Raw genomic sequence first — 16,048 nt, 5'->3', positions numbered from 1 at the left:
CAGTTACTCCAGTACCAGCGCAATGGCCTGCGGGCCTTTTATCGCCGTGCCGGGTTCAATGGATTGTTCTTTTACCCGTCCCTGTCCGGTTATGCTGACACGGATGCCTCTGTTTTCAAGGAGATACAGCGCATCGCGGAGGGTCAGCCCCCGTACGTCAGGAACGCGTTTCTGATTGGATGACTGGCTTTTCCAGCCGCCGCTTTTTGTTTTCTGTACCCACCCGTCGGTATCCGGCTCACCTGCCAGGGCCAGTTCAGTGCCGATGGTATGCAGGTCTTCGGCCAGACCGGCTTTCAGGTCCGGTAAATGTTTGGTCGCCCGCTTAACGAGTGGGGGATGCATGTGAATATCAAAGGCATGAATACGGTCGGCCACCTCCTTGAAAACCGGCGCCGCTACCTTCCCGCCATAGAGTGAGTCGTTGTTGCTGAAGCGCGGATTGTCAATCGCCGCCAATACGGTGTATTTGGGTCGGTTGGCGGGGAAGTAACCGATAAATGACGAGTAGTAGCTGCCCGACTGCCCCATTTTTTTCTGAGCCGTTCCGGTTTTGCCCGCGATCCGGTAGAATTTTGTCCCGATTTTACTGGCGGTACCGTGCAGGACCACGCCTTCCAGCATGTTTTTCACCAGTTTCACGGTGCGCTCCGAGCAGATTGGTTCAGGAGCAACATATGGTTTGTTATCGATGATTACTTCGTCGGCCAGCCGTACCTGCTTCACAAGCATAGGGCGAACCCATTTGCCGTCGTTGGCAACGGCATTGTAGAACGTGGCCATCTGAAGCGGCGTAATGAGCATTTCATAACCATACGACATAAACGTCAGCGAGGTTCTGCTCCAGCCTTTCATGTCGGGGTTCCGGATAAAAGGTTTGGCCTCGCCCTTCATGTGAATGCCGGTGGGCTGTGTCAGCTTAAATTTCCGCAGGTATTGGCAATACAGGTCCGGCCGGCTGTAGAAATAGTTTTTCATCATCAGGTGGATACCCACGTTTGACGATTTTTCGAACACCTGCTGAGCCGTGATCGTACCATATCCTTTATGCCCTGAGTCTTTAATCTCAACGCCCCGGTAAGTAGTCCGGCCATTACCGGTTGGCACAAGCGTTTTCGGGGTGATGGCCTTTTCTTCCAGCAAGGCGATCATGGTCGCCAGCTTAAATGTGGAGCCCGGATCGGTGCGGCCAGCCAGGGCGTGGTTGAAATTTTCGAAATACCGGTCACCCGAACGAGTCAGGTTCGCAATGGCTTTAATTTCGCCGGTAGCAACCTCCATGATCAGTACACAGCCTTTGTCGGCCTGAAACTTCTCCATGTATTTGCGCAGCGATGACTCGGCAATGTCCTGATAATTAACATCAATCGTCGTATAGAGGTCCATGCCGGGTTCGGGGCGCATGTCGGGGCCGTCTTCGACCGGTTTTTTTACACCGCCCGACAATACCTCAATGAGCCCAACCGCGTTTTTACCGGCCAGTTCTGACTGGTAGCTTTCTTCGAGTCCGCGGAGGCCTTTGCCGTTTTCGGGGTTCAGCATACCCAGCGTGCGTTCGGCCATGGTCCCGAACGGATGATACCGTTCATAATACGCCCGGAACACACCGCCGCCACCCCGGTAAATTTTGGTACGTTTAAGGTTCTTCTTATCGGGATGGGTAACGATACGGTCGCGCTTCCGGAAAAACGGCCATTTGCGCATGTACTCCCGCTCCGAAAAACTGACCCGCCGCGGAAGCGAGACATATTGCAGGCCTTCTTCCCGCGCATCCTCCGCCAGCCGGATATATTCTTCTTTGGTCCGGTCGCGGAAAACATTGTGCAGCACCGTGCCCAGCGAATCTTTCTTTCGGGCAAAAAACAAGGAATCGGCGACGGTTGGGTCAAGGCCGACATCGTAGGAAGGCAGCGAGGTGGCCAGCAGGCTGCGCCCGTCGGCCGCATAAATATTACCCCGCATGGCCCGGAGGGTATCCCGCCGGATTTTAACGCCCTCAAGCCGTTCAATCCAGCGTTTGCCTTCGTACACCTCAAAAAACTGTACATAGACGAGCCTGACCACCACCGCCACCGCAAACAGGGCGATGGCAATGAAGGCCAGCGTTGCCCGCAATAGAAATTCCTGCTTAATGTTGGATGGCTTCTCACTCATCGGATTTGACAATTATTTTGCGGGGTGGGGTCTGTCCGTCAGTTAAACCCAGCGGGGCCACCCGTTTACTCAGTTCAGATTGTTTGCCGCTTTTCATGAAATCAGCTTCCAGTGTGGTGTACTTCGCCCGAAGCTCATCGACACTGGTCTTCGTTTGCTGAATCTGCCGGACGAGCCGCTCGGCGTTGTGATTGAGCCCGACGTAAACCGTCATCAGAACAGTAATCCACAAAATACGTTCGATGTTGCGGATAGGCCATGCGTTATCGCCCTCGCCAAACAAGTGATCGAAGCCAATGACATTGTCAATGAACATACGCAGCCGGCTTTTCCGCTTCTGACGGATTTCGGCTTTGACTTTGGGGGTACGGTATGTATTCTTTGCCATACGTTGCATGTCGTACGGGCGACCCCGTGTGGTCGCCCCGTGGATGATTTTTGGGCGAATATGCGATTGATGCATGTTCGCCCACGTGGATGGTTTTGGGCGGCCACGTGGGGTCGACCGTACGGTTTTTGTTCGCCCACATGGATGGTTTTGGGCGACCACGTGGGGTCGCCCGTACGGTTTTTGTTCGCCCACATGGATGGTTTTGGGCGACCACGTGGGGTCGCCCCTACGTTATTTTTCGGCGATGCGTAACTTGGCGCTGCGGGCGCGGGGATTACGGCTGATTTCTTCGTCGCTGGCTTCTACCGGTTTTCGGGTTACCGACTGAAGGGGTTTGAGGTCATTGCCAAACAGGTCTTTTTCTACCTCGCCGTGAAATTTGCCTTTGTTGATGAAGTTTTTCACCAGCCGGTCTTCCAGCGAATGATACGACATAACGACCAGCCGGCCCTCGGGATTGAGTACGTCGGGCACTTGCAGCAAAAATTCTTCGAGCACCTTTAACTCTTCGTTCACTTCAATGCGGAGAGCCTGAAAAACCTGCGCGAAATACTTATTTTCCTTACCCCGCGGCGCATACCGTTGCAGGGCGGCTTTCAGGTCGTTAACGGTTTTGATCGGGCTGTTCAGCCGGCTGGCAGCAATCGCACCGGCTGCTGTGCGGGCATTGGTGATTTCGCCGTACATGCCCAGAATACGATGCAGCTGGTCTTCGGGGTAATTGTTCACTACATCGGCGGCAGTCTGCTCGCCCTGCTGGTTCATACGCATGTCGAGCGGCGCGTCGTAGCGCGTGGAAAAGCCCCGTTCCGGGGTGTCGATCTGATGCGACGAAATGCCGAGGTCTGCCAGAATACCGTCGACTTTCCGGATGCCGTACAGCCGGAGATACCGTTGCAGGTACCGGAAGTTAGCGGCAATGAACGTCAGTCGCGGGTCGCCTATGTGCTGCGCCTGAAGCCGGGCATCGGGGTCCTGGTCAAACGCAACCAGCCGGCCACCTTCCAGCCGCTGGAGGATGGCCCGGCTGTGCCCGCCTCCGCCGAAGGTAACATCAACGTAAATGCCGCCCGGGGTCAGATTCAGGCCGTCAAGGCATTCCTGAAGCATGACCGGGGTATGGTAAGTGCTATTTTCAGTCATAAAGACATGTATGGGTCGTTGTTTTCAGACAAAGCCCGGGCCGGTAAGGAACCAATCCGAAACTTTTGTCAGTTACAAACTTAGCAAATCGCGCCCGATTGTGCGGTAGTATACGGCAATCCTGACCGGCGTTATTTTTTTGTGGTATGAAGAAAATCCTGACCATCTGTCTGCTGGCGTTTGCGGGAATGCCGGTTCTGGTATCCGCACAATCGACGGCTTCGGTTAAATCCGGTGCCTGGCGCGCCGTAATCAAAAACGCGGGCGGAGAGCTGCCGTTTGGCCTCGATGTTCAGCCGACGGCCGATCCGGCTAAGGGTGTACACACATATACCGTCTATGCCGTGAACGGCGCCGAACGCCTGCCGATGGATGCAGCCAGCATGCAGGGCGATACGCTCCGGATTCCGATGGCGTTGTTTGATTCAGAAATTGTGGCGCATGTTTCCGGAAATACCATGAAAGGCTACTGGAAGCGCCGCCGGGTAGCACAGCAATACCAGACGCTGCCGTTTGAGGCACAGTATGGCACGGCAGCACGGTTTAAGCCAACCACAACCGATCAGGCGAAAGCCAGTTTCGGAGGCACATGGGCCGTCACGTTCAGCGAACCGGATGGCAGCGGTGCCTATCCGGCCGTGGGCATTTTCAAACAAACCGGCAATCAGGTGACCGGCACGTTCCTGACCGAAACCGGTGATTACCGCTACCTGGCCGGTAACGTGTACGGCGACAGCCTGCTGCTGTCTTGTTTCGACGGCTCCCACCTCTTCACGTTCAAAGCAAAACAAAACGCTGACCGGACGCTGAAAGGCGATTTCTGGGCGGGCGTGGCCGGCCATGAAATCTGGACCGCAAAGCCCGACCCGAAAGCGGCCTTGCCCGATCCGGCTAAACTGACATATATCAAAGAGGGACAATCCTTCGCTTTTTCGTTTCCGCAACCCGACGGGAAGCAATTATCACTAAATGATGAACGTTTTAACGGTAAAGTGACGGTTGTGCAGATTTTGGGTACATGGTGCCCGAACTGTATGGATGAAACCCGTTTTCTGGCCCCCTGGTACAAACGTAACCAGAAACGCGGCGTCGAAATTGTTGGGCTGGCGTTTGAAAAAACAGCCGATCTGGCCGAGTCAGGCCCGAAAATACAGCGGATGAAAGAGCGCTTCGGCGTTGAGTATCCGGTGTTGCTGGCTGGTACAAGCGACAAGGCCCAGGCATCCAAAGCGTTACCTGCCCTGAATCGGGTGGTGGCTTTTCCGACAACGATTTTCATCGATAAGAAAGGCAAGGTGCGGCATATCCATACGGGCTTTTCCGGTCCGGGAACGGGTAAATATTACGATCAGTACATCGGAGAATACAACCGGCTGATCGACAAATTATTGGCTGAATGACCCCAACAAAAAAGCCGGTAATACCGGCCGTGGTGGGCGTGCTGCTCACGGTAATGCCCGTGCTGACCAGTTCGTTGATCACGTATGAAGTAATCACCCGCGAAGCGATGTTTGCGGCATGGACCGGCCCCGAATGGCTGATCGCAACGCTGGTGTGCTGTGTGACCTCCACCTTTGCCCTGACGCCACCCACCTTTCTGGCTTTGGTATTCGGTTACTTTTTAGGGTGGCCGGCCCTGCTGCCGGTGTTTTTTCTCAACATGGCGGCCATCGCACTGGTCAATCTGCTGGTGCGCTTCCTGAACCAGCCCAAACTGCTGACCTACCTCGAAAACAATAAAAAGGCCCGTCAGGTGCTGGCCCGCATTCATCAGCGGGAGCTTTGGTTTATTTTCTTCGCCAAGCTGTCGCCGGTACTGCCGTTTGCGCTGACGAATCTGGTTTTTGCTTTATCCGGGGCCCGTTTGCGGAACATTCTGCTGGGCGGCTTTATGGGGATGATTCCGCGAACCATCCTGGCAGTGGGGGCCGGGTTACAGGCGCAGGAGCTGCGTCAGCTGCTGGAACACCCGAATCAGGCCAGTGGCATGCAACTGGCTACCATTGGCCTGTTCGTGGCGTCGATTATCGGGTTCTGGCTGGTTCTGGGCCGCTACAAACCCGAAGAAGTGCCTCATGCCTGAGATCAGCCGGCGTTCTGGATTATTTTTTGCAGCGTCTGGTAGAAGCTGGTAAGTTCCTGCATATCAATGGTCGAATCCCGGACGAGTTCCGCAATTTTCTCCGGAATACATAATGCCTGCTCTTTCAGTGCCTGGCCGCTTTCGGTCAGGCTTATCTGCACGCTCCGTTCATCTGTTACCGACCGCTTCCGGCTGATGTATTGCTTTTGTTCCAGCCGCTTCAGCAACGGGGTCAGCGTATTAGTTTCCAGATATAAACGCTTTGTCAGTTCACCTACTGTCTGACTATCGGTTTGCCACAGAGCCAGCAGGACCAGATACTGCGGATAAGTAACGTCCAGCTCCTCCAGCAGCGGGCCATACATACGGGTCGTCAGCCTCGACGCTACATAAAGCGGAAAACAAAGCTGGTTTTCCAGATGTAGTTTTTCAGCGGTTGTCATGCTGTAAAAGCGATTTGATGGTAGCTTCCATGTCTTCCGGTTTGGTAGTCGGGCCGAAGCGTTTTACCGGATTGCCGTTTTGGTCGAGGACAAATTTCGTAAAATTCCATTTGATGGTACTGCCCAAAGCTCCGCCCAGTTTCGCCTTCAGGTAGGCAAAGACCGGATGCGTATTCGCCCCGTTGACATCGACTTTGGCAAACATCGGAAAACTGACCCCGTAATTCAACTGACAAAATTCCTGAATATCCTCTGCTGAGCCTGGCTCCTGACCGGCAAACTGGTTGCACGGAAAGCCCAGAATCACCAGCCCTTCGCTGCGGTATTGCTTATACAACGCTTCCAGCCCTTCGAACTGAGGCGTCAGGCCGCATTTGCTGGCGGTGTTGACCACCATCACCACATTACCGCGATAGGTGTCCATCGACGTAGTACGGCCTTTGATGTCTTCTGCCTGTAAATCGTAAAAATGCTTTGCCACGGTTACTCTGCCGCTAAACATCGCCATGAGGTGCCGCAACGCGCCCGTCGACCAGAGCGCCCACAGAACCAGTACTGGCTGAAAAAATAACCGGATCAGGCGTTTCTGGTCGGTATCAAGGCCGAATGCGTCGGTGTGGTTGAGGTACTGGGCAATGTTGCCCGGAAAAATCAGGACATAAAAAGCCGCCAGTGCTAAACCGGCGTTTATCCGTTGTTTAGCCCAAAAGGCCACACTGGCCCCCAGCACTATCTCCGCGACACCCGACAAAATGACAACCACATCTTTACTGAGCGGCACCCAGTTCGGTACCTGTGCCTGAAACTCTGCCCGTTGAAACGTTAAATGACCGATACCGGCCATCAGCATCAGTAATCCGAGAATAACCCGGAAGATGTTCTGTATTGTAGTGGTTTGGTTTGTCTGCATGTTTTTATCTTTTGCGATTATGTCGTACACGATACAAATGTATGTGTTTTTTCTAAAACAGCGTACAGCGGAAAATGTTACCGGAAAAACTGGGCGAAGTGCCAGAGTACACCGGCGGGGTCAATCAGGAGGCATTCATTCCCCCAGTTGTTGTATTGGGTCGGGACGAGGTGGATGTTTTCGTATTTCTTTTCAAGGTCAAGCTGTTGCAGATAGCTCCAGTAGGTCTCCGCGTTGTCAACTTCAAGGAGAATCATGGTGTTTTCCACCCATTCTTTAACGTAATAGTCCTGCAGGTAGAAGCTAACGTCGTTGCGTGTAAAGAGCGACATTTTTTCCGAGATCATATGCTCGTCAAACCCCAGGTCGTGGTAGAAAGCCCGCGAGACGGCATAGTCTTTCGCGCCCACAAACGGGCGTAGTGATTTTACTGGCTGCTTTGTCGTATCCATCTGCTGCCAAAGATGCAAAAGTTTCGGGAGGAGGGGAGTGGTAGTAGAAATTAATACCGTATTCTAAATCATCCGGCTGAGCCGGAAAGGCTGACGTTATTTTTAAGACCGGTTTCGTGCACATATCCCTCATGAAAAAACTCGTATTTCTTGCTACAGCCTTTCTGCTTCCGGTCCTCACCCGCGCGCAGCTTACCCGTGAACAACGGCTGGAAACAACCGTTATCGGCTGGGATCCGGCTAACTACTACGACCGTAATTACAAACCCAAAACGTCGCCGGTTGATAAACAGCGGGAAGGGTATGTGAATAAATTCGCCGAGTGGGTGAAAAAAAGCTACACCCCCGTGGCGGGTCTGGGCGAATACCAGCGCTATGTCAGGGAATACAACTACCATGTGCTGTTCAGCGTCTGGGATGTCGATTACAACTACCTGAATGCGCAGAAGAATTTTAAGCCAATCGGTGAAACGGGCTTTCCGCGGTTTAATGTCGGGGCGAATCTGCTGGCCGGCACCTCGGATATCGCGTTTATGTCGTCGCCGGAAGCGTGGTATTTTACGATGGAGTCCAAAGGGTTTGCCCCGTTTGGCAGGCAGGATGCCATGAAGGACCGGAACCCGGATATTGATCCGAACGTGTCCCGCTACCTGACGTGGTACAACGAAAATACCTGCGCCGTTTACCTGACGCCCGGCAATAAACTGCCCCTGATTCCGGTGACGAAAGGCGAGTTTCTGGACCGGGCGCTGGCGTCGATGGATGGGGTGCTGGAAAAAATACGGAAAGACGAAACCGAACGCTGGCGCGACCGGCCCGAAAACGTGCCTTCGGTGATGAAGCTGAAAACGGAAGAAGTCGATAAGATCCGGGCCAATATCCGGAGCCTGCAAGACAAATACCGCAGCCGCCTGAACGAACCGGCCAGGGTAACCAATGCGCAGTTTGACTGGCGGCAGATTACGACCGGTAGCTGGGATGTGTTTACGAATGCGCCGAATTCATCGTATTATCCGGTGTATAAGATTGGGGCAGAGACGATCACAAAGATGCGGGGTGCGGAACCGGTCTGGATTGCCGCCATTTTTCCCTACCATACCAAAAACGACGGCAACAAAAATTACGAGATGTATGCTGCCATGACCCGTAACATCAATTACGAGTACATCTATAACTACTTTTTTGCACCCGACCAGGTAAAAGGCAAGTCCTATTCCCCCGCCAACGAAGCTGAACTCAAGGCACGACTGGAGGCCTACGGCAAGCGGAATGCCTACACCGGCAGCGCCCCGCCCACCCCGGCGAATTTGCCGGCCAACGTACATTTTCAGGAAACATTTAGCAAGGACGCCGTGGGCAGCGAACCCGCCGACTGGTATTATTACCGGACAGGTAGCACCCCGTTTGCGGTGACCAACCTGCCCGGCACCAGCGGCAACTGGTTGAAAATGGGCGTTGGCCGCAGCATCAAACCGATGTACCTGAAAGCGCCGTTGCCGAAGAACTTTACGCTGGAATATGACGTGGCGACCGATAACGGGTTTTCGGGCCGGACGGGGGGAGCCGTAGAGCTGATGATCACCAGCCGCCCGCTGTCGGCCAACAATTCGGAAACGAAAAGTAATCTGCTGAAAGATGCATCGATCACCGTGCGGGTTGAGGCGGGTAACGAGGCCGATGATGCCAGCAACTATCGCGGTTTGCTGCGGGTCAAGATCAGCAACACGCCGGAAGTAAACGAGGAGAATTTTGTGAAGGGTATCACGGCCGAATACCCGCTCAAGGCGTTCACTAACCGGAAAACCAGCGTTCACATCAGCGTTCAGGTGAAAGACGGAGCGGTGTCGGTGCTGGTGAACAACAATGTAGTAATCAAGCCCTCGGATTTTAAGATGACCTACGGAGGGGCCTGCAAGCTATGCGGCGTCGATCCGGCGCAGTCGTTCAGCAACCTCCTCTGGAACAACGTCACCAACGACAGTAAGGCGGTCGGGGTATATATCGGGAATGTAAAGGTGATGCGGGAGTAGGAAGGTTTACTTCGTCTCGCCGTCTGTCAACGGATTTTGGGTAACGATTTCGCCATTGGGAAGCTCATAGTAACGTTTACCTTGTCTCACAAAGTCGTTCGGTAATCCATTTTTACGATTAATTTCCTTGGCCCGCTTCACTGCTTTGCTAAAGAGGTTTGTGTACAGTGAGGCATTCTGGTAGGCGGTCAGGCTGTCTAATTTTTCTACTCTCATGTTGTAATGTCTTTTAAGAAATCTGTTATTGTTCTCTGATGGATCTCAAGACCCAAATACTTATGTGTTAAGCGAAACCGTTGAGATGAGCCGACAAAAATCACATTTGAAATCGTAAAACCGGTGTAGTCTTTTTTTGAGGCTCCAGGGCTGCTTACAATTAGGGCAATGATTCTGAGTGACTTTATTGGGACGCCTTCTGTAATTGTAGAGGTAGTAATATGTTGGGATAGCTGTCAATTGTTCAATTGTATGGCAGATGGTAATGCCTTGCTTCGAAAGCTGAGAGCGAACATCCTGCATTTGCCTGGTAGCCCATTGTTCTCCAACTTCGCAGTTCATCTGGAGACTATCGCAGGAAACGTAATTAGTTTCCCAGCTCAAAATTGGCATATAACCATGATCCTCATAAACAGGAAGCCGGTATAAGGGAACCCGATGATTACAGCTACCGCATGTGACAGGCGAATCGATACTAATGTAATCCGTTTTCAGAATATAGAACTCTGGTTTATGACATGTACACGGACCGGTATAGTCATCATGTGACTTACCAATTGTTGTGATCTGTACATCTGACTGACAGATAGTTTCCAGTTTTTCGATTTGCCTGTTAACGTAGAAGTTATTGTGGCTCTTATCAAGTGAGTCGCACTCCAGCGTAAACGGATAGGCGGTCACTGTGTTGCCTGAAACGTATTGTGATTCAATTTTACCTTGCTTTTGGCCGCTGCCACGATAAAAATTCAGCAATACGATAAATGCATCAACCACCTCGTCTATAGCTGCATCCGACTTAATTTCCAGTGAGACTTTTTGTACATACATAATAAACTGTGTGTTTCAGATTATCACCTTCCCCAGCTCTCCGCAATCCGCTCCACTAACCTGTTATGCCCTGCCTTGATGACGCGGACATCGTAGGCCTGTAGATAGCGGGTAAGCGGGCGCATGGCCGACGGCGGCAACACGCGGTCGAAGTGGCCCATGAAAAACCGGACCCGTATGTTGGCTTTGTTGAGGCGCTCCGCCAGCGGCTTCAGCCGCACCTGCATCTCGCGGAAGCCCAGCCACGACCGGTAGACGCGCTGCCGCTGGATGGGTGTTGCCAAGGTGCTTTCGGCGAAGCGCAGGAGGCTGCGGTCGAGCAGGCCAAGCCGGGTCAGCAGCAGCCCGGCGCGGTGCAGCGTGGTCAGGTGGGCCAGAAAATACCGGAACAGCCACCGCCCCGCCCGCGAATGAATGGCAATCCAGTACCAGGGCGAAATGGTGATGCCGTCGGGCGAAAACAGCCACAGCTCGTCGATGCGGCCGGCAAACAGTTCGGCGGTCGTCAGCGCGAAACGGCCGCCCAGGCTGAACCCCGCTACCGAAAACCGGTCGATGCCCTGCTGGTTGATAAACGTCATGATCAGTTCTTGCCAGCGCGCTTTGGTCAGGACTTCTCCCTCCGTATATTCGTCGCCAGACAAACACGAACTATCACCGTGATAAAATAAATCGAAGCTGTAGATCGTAAACTCATCATGCAGCACACGGTCGAGCGGGGCAAAGCAGGTGCTGCGCTGTCCCATGCCGTGGAACGCCAGCAATGCCCGTGGCCCCGTACCCAACCGCTGGTAGGTGAGCCGGCTGCCCTGATCGGTGAATGTGTGTACGTCGGTCATACTAAACCCCAATGCCTATGCTAACTTTTTCAACTTTAACGGAATTCGCGGCCCATGTTGGCAAACCGCTCGGCGAGTCCGATTACCTGACCGTTACCCAGGAGATGGTCAATCAGTTTGCCGATGCAACCGGCGATCACCAGTGGATTCACACCGACACGGCGCGTGCGGCCCGCGAATCGCCTTACCGGACCACCATTGCCCATGGCTTTCTGACGCTTTCGCTCGCCCCAAAACTCATGGAAACCATCTACCGTGTTGACTCCGTAAAAATGGGTATTAATTACGGGACCAACAAAGTGCGATTTACCGGGGCGGTGCCTGTTGGCAGCCGGTTACGCTTGTCGGCGGTGCTGCAGCAGGTAGAGCCGCAACCCGCCGGAGCCGGCAGTACCGGGCTTCGGGTGATCACCGACATTGCCTTTCAGCTCGAAGGGGTTGATAAACCGGCCTGCGTTGCCGAGTGGATTACGTTGCTTTTTGAGTAATGATTTACCACAGAGGACACAGAGGAATAGCACAGAGAACACGGAGTTATTCTATCGTGCCACTCCGTGCCGGACTCCGTGGTTTACGAGGAAATAACTAATACGAAAATTATAACATGCGTCTTGAAAATAAAGTAGCGATTATTACGGGCGGGGCCCGTGGAATCGGCAAGGCCGCTGCCGAAGTATTTACCCGCGAAGGGGCAACGGTCATTATCTGGGATATGCTCGACGAGGGCGAACAAACGGCCGCAACGCTTCGGGAAGCTGGTTTTCAGGCGGAGTTTGTGAAAATCAGCGTTACGGATGTGCCTGCCCTGGAAGCCGCCGCCCGCGACGTGGTGGAGCAGTATGGCCGGATTGATATCCTGATCAACAATGCGGGTATTACGCGTGACCGGACGCTGCTGAAAATGTCGCATCTGGAGTGGCAGCAGGTTATTGATGTGAACCTGACCGGCGTTTTCAACTGTACAAAGGCCATTGTGCCGTACATGGTCGAGCGCGGCTATGGCCGGATTATCTGCACCTCTTCGGTGGTCGGGATTCACGGCAATTTCGGGCAAACCAACTATTCGGCGACCAAGGCCGGTGTTGTGGCAATGTGCCGTACATGGGCGAAGGAATTGGGCCCGAAAGGCATCACGGCCAATGCCGTTGCACCCGGCTTTATCCGGACCGACATGACCGATGCCATGCCCGAAGAGGCGCGGCAGGGGGTAATCCAGACCATTCCGGTGAAGCGCATGGGCGAGCCGAACGACATTGCCTGGGCCTATCTTTTTCTGGCCTCCGACGAGGCGTCGTTTGTCAACGGACAGGTGCTGGGGGTCAACGGCGGACAAGCCAGTTAATTTTAATTAAAACCGTATGCATGCATACGGTTTTTTCTTATTTTTACGACACTTCATATCAATTAAAAACCAAAAGACGTGCTTATGGCATCGGGAACACTCGAACTGCAGGGATTGAACTTTAACTTAACCGAAGAGCATCTGGCGGTGCAGGAGGCCGCCCGCGATTTTGCGCAGACCGAACTGTTGCCGGGTGTGATCGAGCGGGACAACGAAGCGAAGTTTCCGGCGGAGCAGGTCCGGAAAATGGGAGAATTAGGCTTCCTGGGCATGATGGTCTCGCCCGAATACGGCGGGGGCGGCATGGATACCGTTTCGTATGTGCTGGCCATGGAAGAGATTTCCAAAGTTGATGCGTCGGCGTCGGTGATTATGTCGGTCAACAACTCGCTGGTGTGCTGGGGCCTCGAAGCGTTCGGTACGGAAGAGCAGAAACAGAAGTACCTGGTTCCGCTGGCTACCGGCGAACGGATCGGCGCATTCTGCCTGTCGGAGCCCGAAGCCGGTTCGGATGCGACCTCACAACACACCACGGCTGAGGACAAGGGAGATTATTATTTATTGAACGGTACAAAGAACTGGATCACCAACGGCAACTCGTCGGGCACGTGTCTGGTCATTGCGCAAACCGATGTTGCGAAGAAGCACCGGGGCATCAACTGCCTGATTGTGGAGAAAGGAACGCCGGGCTTTACGGTCGGTAAAAAGGAAGATAAGATGGGTATCCGGTCCTCTGATACGCACTCCCTGATGTTCTCTGATGTGAAGGTGCCGAAAGAAAACCGCATCGGTGACGATGGTTTCGGCTTCAAATTCGCGATGTCAACGCTCAACGGCGGCCGGATCGGTATTGCCGCGCAGGCGCTGGGCATTGCGTCGGGAGCCTACGAACTGGCGCTGAAATACGCACAGGAACGCAAAGCCTTTGGCCGTCAAATTTTTGATCATCAGGCAATTCAGTTCAAACTGGCCGAAATGGCGACGAAAATTGAGGCGGCCCGGCTGCTGGTTTTCAAAGCGGCCCGGCTGAAGGATGAGCACAAGGATTATGTACAGGCAGCGGCGATGGCCAAGCTGTATGCCTCCGAGGTAGCCATGTGGGTAACGACCGAGGCCGTCCAGGTCCACGGCGGTTACGGATACGTAAAAGAGTTCCACGTAGAGCGCCTCATGCGCGATGCAAAAATCACGCAGATCTATGAGGGTACATCTGAAATACAAAAATTAGTGATTGCCCGGGAGCTTATTCGATAAAGGCTTTCTACGGGAAATTAAACTATTTTAATGCTAAGCGCGTATTTTTCTTAAATACGCGCTATTTTTTTTTATTATTCGGAAATAATTATACTTGTATTAGTTTTGTACAAATTATTAGTTTTGTGCAAATTTGAAGCACCAAACTAAGGGGGCAAAACTTTCGGGCTATGGAAGACTACAATAAAATAATTGAATCGCTGGGTGTAAAGTACATCAAATCGCGAAACATCCGGATTTTGCAGCCGATTACAATCGTCAACTACTATGATGTTGAAAATACCCTGACTATTCTGTACAACGGTGAGGTATCGTTTGGGGAAGAAAAACAGAAGGTTGAGGTTGGTGATATGCTCTTTATCCCGGGGGGGAAGCACTTAACGGTAACCTATGGCGAAGGCACATCGGTGAAAACCGTGACGAACGAGGAGTTCATGACTCATCGGGAGCTTTATTTCGAAGCGAACCGGCACCCTGAGCGGATTGGCAACCTGCCAAACTCATTTGCCTACATTTCGTTTGAGGCAAAAGTGTTTGACTCGGTTAACTTTTTCAACTCACTGGATATTCCGCCGTTTATCATCAAACATGATGAGTCGCTGGCCCGTACCATCAACCAGATTCTGGCTGAAGACATGCTGGATACGGCCGGTAAGGGACGGATTATCAAAATCAAAACGGAAGAGATCGTTATTGAGGTCATCCGCTACATCCTGAAACACCGGTTGTTTGTTGAGCAGCTGGTGACTAACAGTACGTATTTCAAAGATCCTCGTCTGATCGACATCTTTGCGTACATCAAGGATAACCTGGGCGGAGACCTTTCCAATAAAGTGCTGGCCAACGTGGCTAACGTATCGGAAGATTACGTAGGGCAGTATTTCAAGATGCTGACCGGTATCAACCCGCAGGATTATATTGAGTACCAGCGCATGGAAGCGGCGGTTGGCCTGTTGCGGACAACCAAGAAAAGCATCCGCGCAATTGGTGCCGAGGTAGGCTATAAAGACACGGCGTACTTCTGCCGTCGTTTCAAAATGATGTTCGGTATTCCGGCCGGCAAAATGCGTCGCCGCGAGTCGCTGATGAACGTGTAAGCTTCAGGAGATATTTCTTTGACAGAAAGCAGCTGCCGGCAACGACAGCTGCTTTTTTCATGTCCGGCATCAGCAGGTTTCGGGAAACCAACCGCTATTTTTGCACGATGAGCTTTATTCAGACAGATACGTACCAGGTCCGCAGCTACGAAACCGATGCCAGCGGACGGCTTAGTGTGCCGACGCTCATGAACTGGATGCAGGAGTCCGCCAACCGCAACGCCCTCGACTATGGCATCGGCATGGCCGATCTGGCACGGCAGGGGTTCGGCTGGGTACTGATGCGCTTCCGGTTGCAGATCAAGCAATATCCTGTTTACAATGACATCGTGACGGTAAAAACCTATCCGACGTTTGTGGAAAAGTTTTTCATCTACCGCGATTTTCAGGTGCTGGCGGCCGATGGCTCGGTACTGGCCGTGGCCAGCAGCGTCTGGCTGACATTTGGCATGGAGCGCCGGACGATGGTGCCGCTGCCGCCCTTTATCCGCGCCGTTGACCCGCCGGCCGGTATCGTACCGCAGGAGAAATTATCGCTGAAGCTCGATTCAGTGCCGATGGCCGGTTGTGTGACGCAGGAGCAGCCGGTGCGGTTTTACCACCTTGATCAGAATCAGCACACCAACAACGTCTGTTATGTGCAGTGGCTGCTGGAGTCGGTGGAGGCCGATACACTGCGGCAGCACCGGCTGACGGAACTCGACTTGTTTTACCGGGCCGAAAGCCACTGGCAGGATACGCTGCTGGTCGGGTCGCGGCGGCTTGAAGAGGGACTGAATTACCAGCACCGCATCGAACAGGCGGATTCGGGAAAAGAGCTGCTGATCGCCCGGAGCGTGTGGCAATAAACCGGCGTGAGTAGTAAC

The 16,048-nt window shown here is 53.2% G+C and carries 17 protein-coding genes; 8 read left to right on the top strand and 9 right to left on the bottom strand.

The window, feature by feature from the left end:
* Positions 1-3: 3 nt before the first annotated feature.
* The 3 genes from BLX24_RS17480 to rsmH form a co-directional block, all read right to left on the bottom strand.
* On the bottom strand, positions 4-2,154 hold the full coding sequence (locus BLX24_RS17480; RefSeq protein WP_083422036.1) for a PASTA domain-containing penicillin-binding protein: 2,151 nt from the start codon (positions 2,152-2,154) through the stop codon (positions 4-6).
* Positions 2,147-2,542, bottom strand: a complete 396-nt coding sequence (locus BLX24_RS17475; RefSeq protein WP_071504471.1) for an FtsL-like putative cell division protein — start codon at positions 2,540-2,542, stop codon at positions 2,147-2,149. The genes BLX24_RS17480 and BLX24_RS17475 overlap by 8 nt, the downstream gene beginning before the upstream one ends.
* Positions 2,543-2,776: 234 nt before the next feature.
* Positions 2,777-3,688: a 16S rRNA (cytosine(1402)-N(4))-methyltransferase RsmH gene (gene rsmH, locus BLX24_RS17470; protein ID WP_071504470.1), complete on the bottom strand. Its 912-nt coding sequence runs from the start codon at positions 3,686-3,688 to the stop codon at positions 2,777-2,779.
* Positions 3,689-3,834: 146 nt separating this feature from the next.
* Here rsmH and BLX24_RS17465 point away from each other — a divergent pair, with 146 nt between their 5' ends.
* Together BLX24_RS17465 and BLX24_RS17460 are read left to right on the top strand one after the other, a co-directional pair.
* Positions 3,835-5,088, top strand: coding sequence for a TlpA disulfide reductase family protein (locus BLX24_RS17465; protein ID WP_071504469.1), 1,254 nt, complete (start codon positions 3,835-3,837; stop codon positions 5,086-5,088).
* Positions 5,085-5,771: a TVP38/TMEM64 family protein gene (locus BLX24_RS17460; RefSeq protein ID WP_071504468.1), complete on the top strand. Its 687-nt coding sequence runs from the start codon at positions 5,085-5,087 to the stop codon at positions 5,769-5,771. Before BLX24_RS17465 ends, BLX24_RS17460 begins: the two co-directional genes overlap by 4 nt.
* 2 nt (positions 5,772-5,773) lie before the next feature.
* Here the strand turns inward: BLX24_RS17460 and BLX24_RS17455 are convergent, their stop codons facing one another.
* The 3 genes from BLX24_RS17455 to BLX24_RS17445 all read right to left on the bottom strand — a co-directional run bounded on the left by BLX24_RS17455 (position 5,774) and on the right by BLX24_RS17445 (position 7,576).
* Entirely contained in the window at positions 5,774-6,214 is a 441-nt protein-coding gene (locus tag BLX24_RS17455; RefSeq protein ID WP_071504467.1) for a MarR family winged helix-turn-helix transcriptional regulator, read from the bottom strand.
* Positions 6,201-7,124, bottom strand: coding sequence for a DoxX-related protein (locus BLX24_RS34005; RefSeq protein ID WP_310590789.1), 924 nt, complete (start codon positions 7,122-7,124; stop codon positions 6,201-6,203). The genes BLX24_RS17455 and BLX24_RS34005 overlap by 14 nt, the downstream gene beginning before the upstream one ends.
* A 77-nt stretch (positions 7,125-7,201) precedes the next feature.
* Complete coding sequence (locus BLX24_RS17445) at positions 7,202-7,576, bottom strand: VOC family protein (RefSeq protein ID WP_071504466.1); 375 nt, start codon at positions 7,574-7,576, stop codon at positions 7,202-7,204.
* A 131-nt stretch (positions 7,577-7,707) separates the two neighbouring features.
* Between BLX24_RS17445 and BLX24_RS17440 the strand changes: the two genes are divergently transcribed.
* A complete protein-coding gene (locus tag BLX24_RS17440) occupies positions 7,708-9,606 on the top strand; it encodes a CBS domain-containing protein (protein ID WP_071504465.1) in 1,899 nt (632 codons plus the stop codon).
* 6 nt (positions 9,607-9,612) lie between these two features.
* Here BLX24_RS17440 and BLX24_RS17435 read toward each other — a convergent pair whose 3' ends face one another.
* Genes BLX24_RS17435 through BLX24_RS17425 form a run of 3 tightly spaced genes read right to left on the bottom strand, consistent with a single transcriptional unit; the run spans position 9,613 to position 11,489 of the window.
* Positions 9,613-9,822 (bottom strand): hypothetical protein, encoded by a 210-nt coding sequence (locus tag BLX24_RS17435; protein ID WP_071504464.1) that lies wholly within the window; start codon positions 9,820-9,822, stop codon positions 9,613-9,615.
* Positions 9,823-9,882: 60 nt separating this feature from the next.
* Positions 9,883-10,650, bottom strand: coding sequence for a DUF2310 family Zn-ribbon-containing protein (locus tag BLX24_RS17430; protein WP_071504463.1), 768 nt, complete (start codon positions 10,648-10,650; stop codon positions 9,883-9,885).
* Between the two features lie 23 nt (positions 10,651-10,673).
* Positions 10,674-11,489 (bottom strand): alpha/beta fold hydrolase, encoded by an 816-nt coding sequence (locus BLX24_RS17425; protein WP_071504462.1) that lies wholly within the window; start codon positions 11,487-11,489, stop codon positions 10,674-10,676.
* Between the two features lie 17 nt (positions 11,490-11,506).
* Here BLX24_RS17425 and BLX24_RS17420 point away from each other — a divergent pair, with 17 nt between their 5' ends.
* The 5 genes from BLX24_RS17420 to BLX24_RS17400 all read left to right on the top strand — a co-directional run bounded on the left by BLX24_RS17420 (position 11,507) and on the right by BLX24_RS17400 (position 16,030).
* The gene (locus tag BLX24_RS17420) at positions 11,507-11,977 is read left to right on the top strand and encodes a MaoC family dehydratase (RefSeq protein WP_071504461.1); all 471 of its coding nucleotides are present in this window, start codon (positions 11,507-11,509) and stop codon (positions 11,975-11,977) included.
* A 116-nt stretch (positions 11,978-12,093) separates the two neighbouring features.
* A complete protein-coding gene (gene fabG, locus BLX24_RS17415; RefSeq protein WP_071504460.1) occupies positions 12,094-12,831 on the top strand; it encodes a 3-oxoacyl-[acyl-carrier-protein] reductase in 738 nt (245 codons plus the stop codon).
* A 114-nt stretch (positions 12,832-12,945) separates the two neighbouring features.
* The gene (locus tag BLX24_RS17410; protein WP_177225864.1) at positions 12,946-14,085 is read left to right on the top strand and encodes an acyl-CoA dehydrogenase; all 1,140 of its coding nucleotides are present in this window, start codon (positions 12,946-12,948) and stop codon (positions 14,083-14,085) included.
* 170 nt (positions 14,086-14,255) lie between these two features.
* Positions 14,256-15,182, top strand: coding sequence for a helix-turn-helix domain-containing protein (locus BLX24_RS17405; protein WP_071504458.1), 927 nt, complete (start codon positions 14,256-14,258; stop codon positions 15,180-15,182).
* Positions 15,183-15,289: 107 nt separating this feature from the next.
* Positions 15,290-16,030 (top strand): acyl-[acyl-carrier-protein] thioesterase, encoded by a 741-nt coding sequence (locus BLX24_RS17400; protein ID WP_071504577.1) that lies wholly within the window; start codon positions 15,290-15,292, stop codon positions 16,028-16,030.
* Positions 16,031-16,048: the final 18 nt, after the last annotated feature.

The organism is Arsenicibacter rosenii (assembly GCF_001870735.1).
Classification (GTDB): domain Bacteria; phylum Bacteroidota; class Bacteroidia; order Cytophagales; family Spirosomataceae; genus Arsenicibacter; species Arsenicibacter rosenii.
The sequence above is the reverse complement of the archived record's forward strand: the minus strand, read 5'-3'. Positions and strand labels throughout refer to the sequence as shown.

What these genes read in the sequence shown, in the direction of transcription:
- BLX24_RS17480 (WP_083422036.1), bottom strand. Translation starts at nt 2,154, where the DNA reads ATGAGTGAGAAGCCATCCAACATTAAGCAGGAATTTCTATTGCGGGCA.
- BLX24_RS17475 (WP_071504471.1), bottom strand. Translation starts at nt 2,542, where the DNA reads ATGGCAAAGAATACATACCGTACCCCCAAAGTCAAAGCCGAAATCCGT.
- rsmH (WP_071504470.1), bottom strand. Translation starts at nt 3,688, where the DNA reads ATGACTGAAAATAGCACTTACCATACCCCGGTCATGCTTCAGGAATGC.
- BLX24_RS17465 (WP_071504469.1), top strand. Translation starts at nt 3,835, where the DNA reads ATGAAGAAAATCCTGACCATCTGTCTGCTGGCGTTTGCGGGAATGCCG.
- BLX24_RS17460 (WP_071504468.1), top strand. Translation starts at nt 5,085, where the DNA reads ATGACCCCAACAAAAAAGCCGGTAATACCGGCCGTGGTGGGCGTGCTG.
- BLX24_RS17455 (WP_071504467.1), bottom strand. Translation starts at nt 6,214, where the DNA reads ATGACAACCGCTGAAAAACTACATCTGGAAAACCAGCTTTGTTTTCCG.
- BLX24_RS34005 (WP_310590789.1), bottom strand. Translation starts at nt 7,124, where the DNA reads ATGCAGACAAACCAAACCACTACAATACAGAACATCTTCCGGGTTATT.
- BLX24_RS17445 (WP_071504466.1), bottom strand. Translation starts at nt 7,576, where the DNA reads ATGGATACGACAAAGCAGCCAGTAAAATCACTACGCCCGTTTGTGGGC.
- BLX24_RS17440 (WP_071504465.1), top strand. Translation starts at nt 7,708, where the DNA reads ATGAAAAAACTCGTATTTCTTGCTACAGCCTTTCTGCTTCCGGTCCTC.
- BLX24_RS17435 (WP_071504464.1), bottom strand. Translation starts at nt 9,822, where the DNA reads ATGAGAGTAGAAAAATTAGACAGCCTGACCGCCTACCAGAATGCCTCA.
- BLX24_RS17430 (WP_071504463.1), bottom strand. Translation starts at nt 10,650, where the DNA reads ATGTATGTACAAAAAGTCTCACTGGAAATTAAGTCGGATGCAGCTATA.
- BLX24_RS17425 (WP_071504462.1), bottom strand. Translation starts at nt 11,489, where the DNA reads ATGACCGACGTACACACATTCACCGATCAGGGCAGCCGGCTCACCTAC.
- BLX24_RS17420 (WP_071504461.1), top strand. Translation starts at nt 11,507, where the DNA reads ATGCTAACTTTTTCAACTTTAACGGAATTCGCGGCCCATGTTGGCAAA.
- fabG (WP_071504460.1), top strand. Translation starts at nt 12,094, where the DNA reads ATGCGTCTTGAAAATAAAGTAGCGATTATTACGGGCGGGGCCCGTGGA.
- BLX24_RS17405 (WP_071504458.1), top strand. Translation starts at nt 14,256, where the DNA reads ATGGAAGACTACAATAAAATAATTGAATCGCTGGGTGTAAAGTACATC.
- BLX24_RS17400 (WP_071504577.1), top strand. Translation starts at nt 15,290, where the DNA reads ATGAGCTTTATTCAGACAGATACGTACCAGGTCCGCAGCTACGAAACC.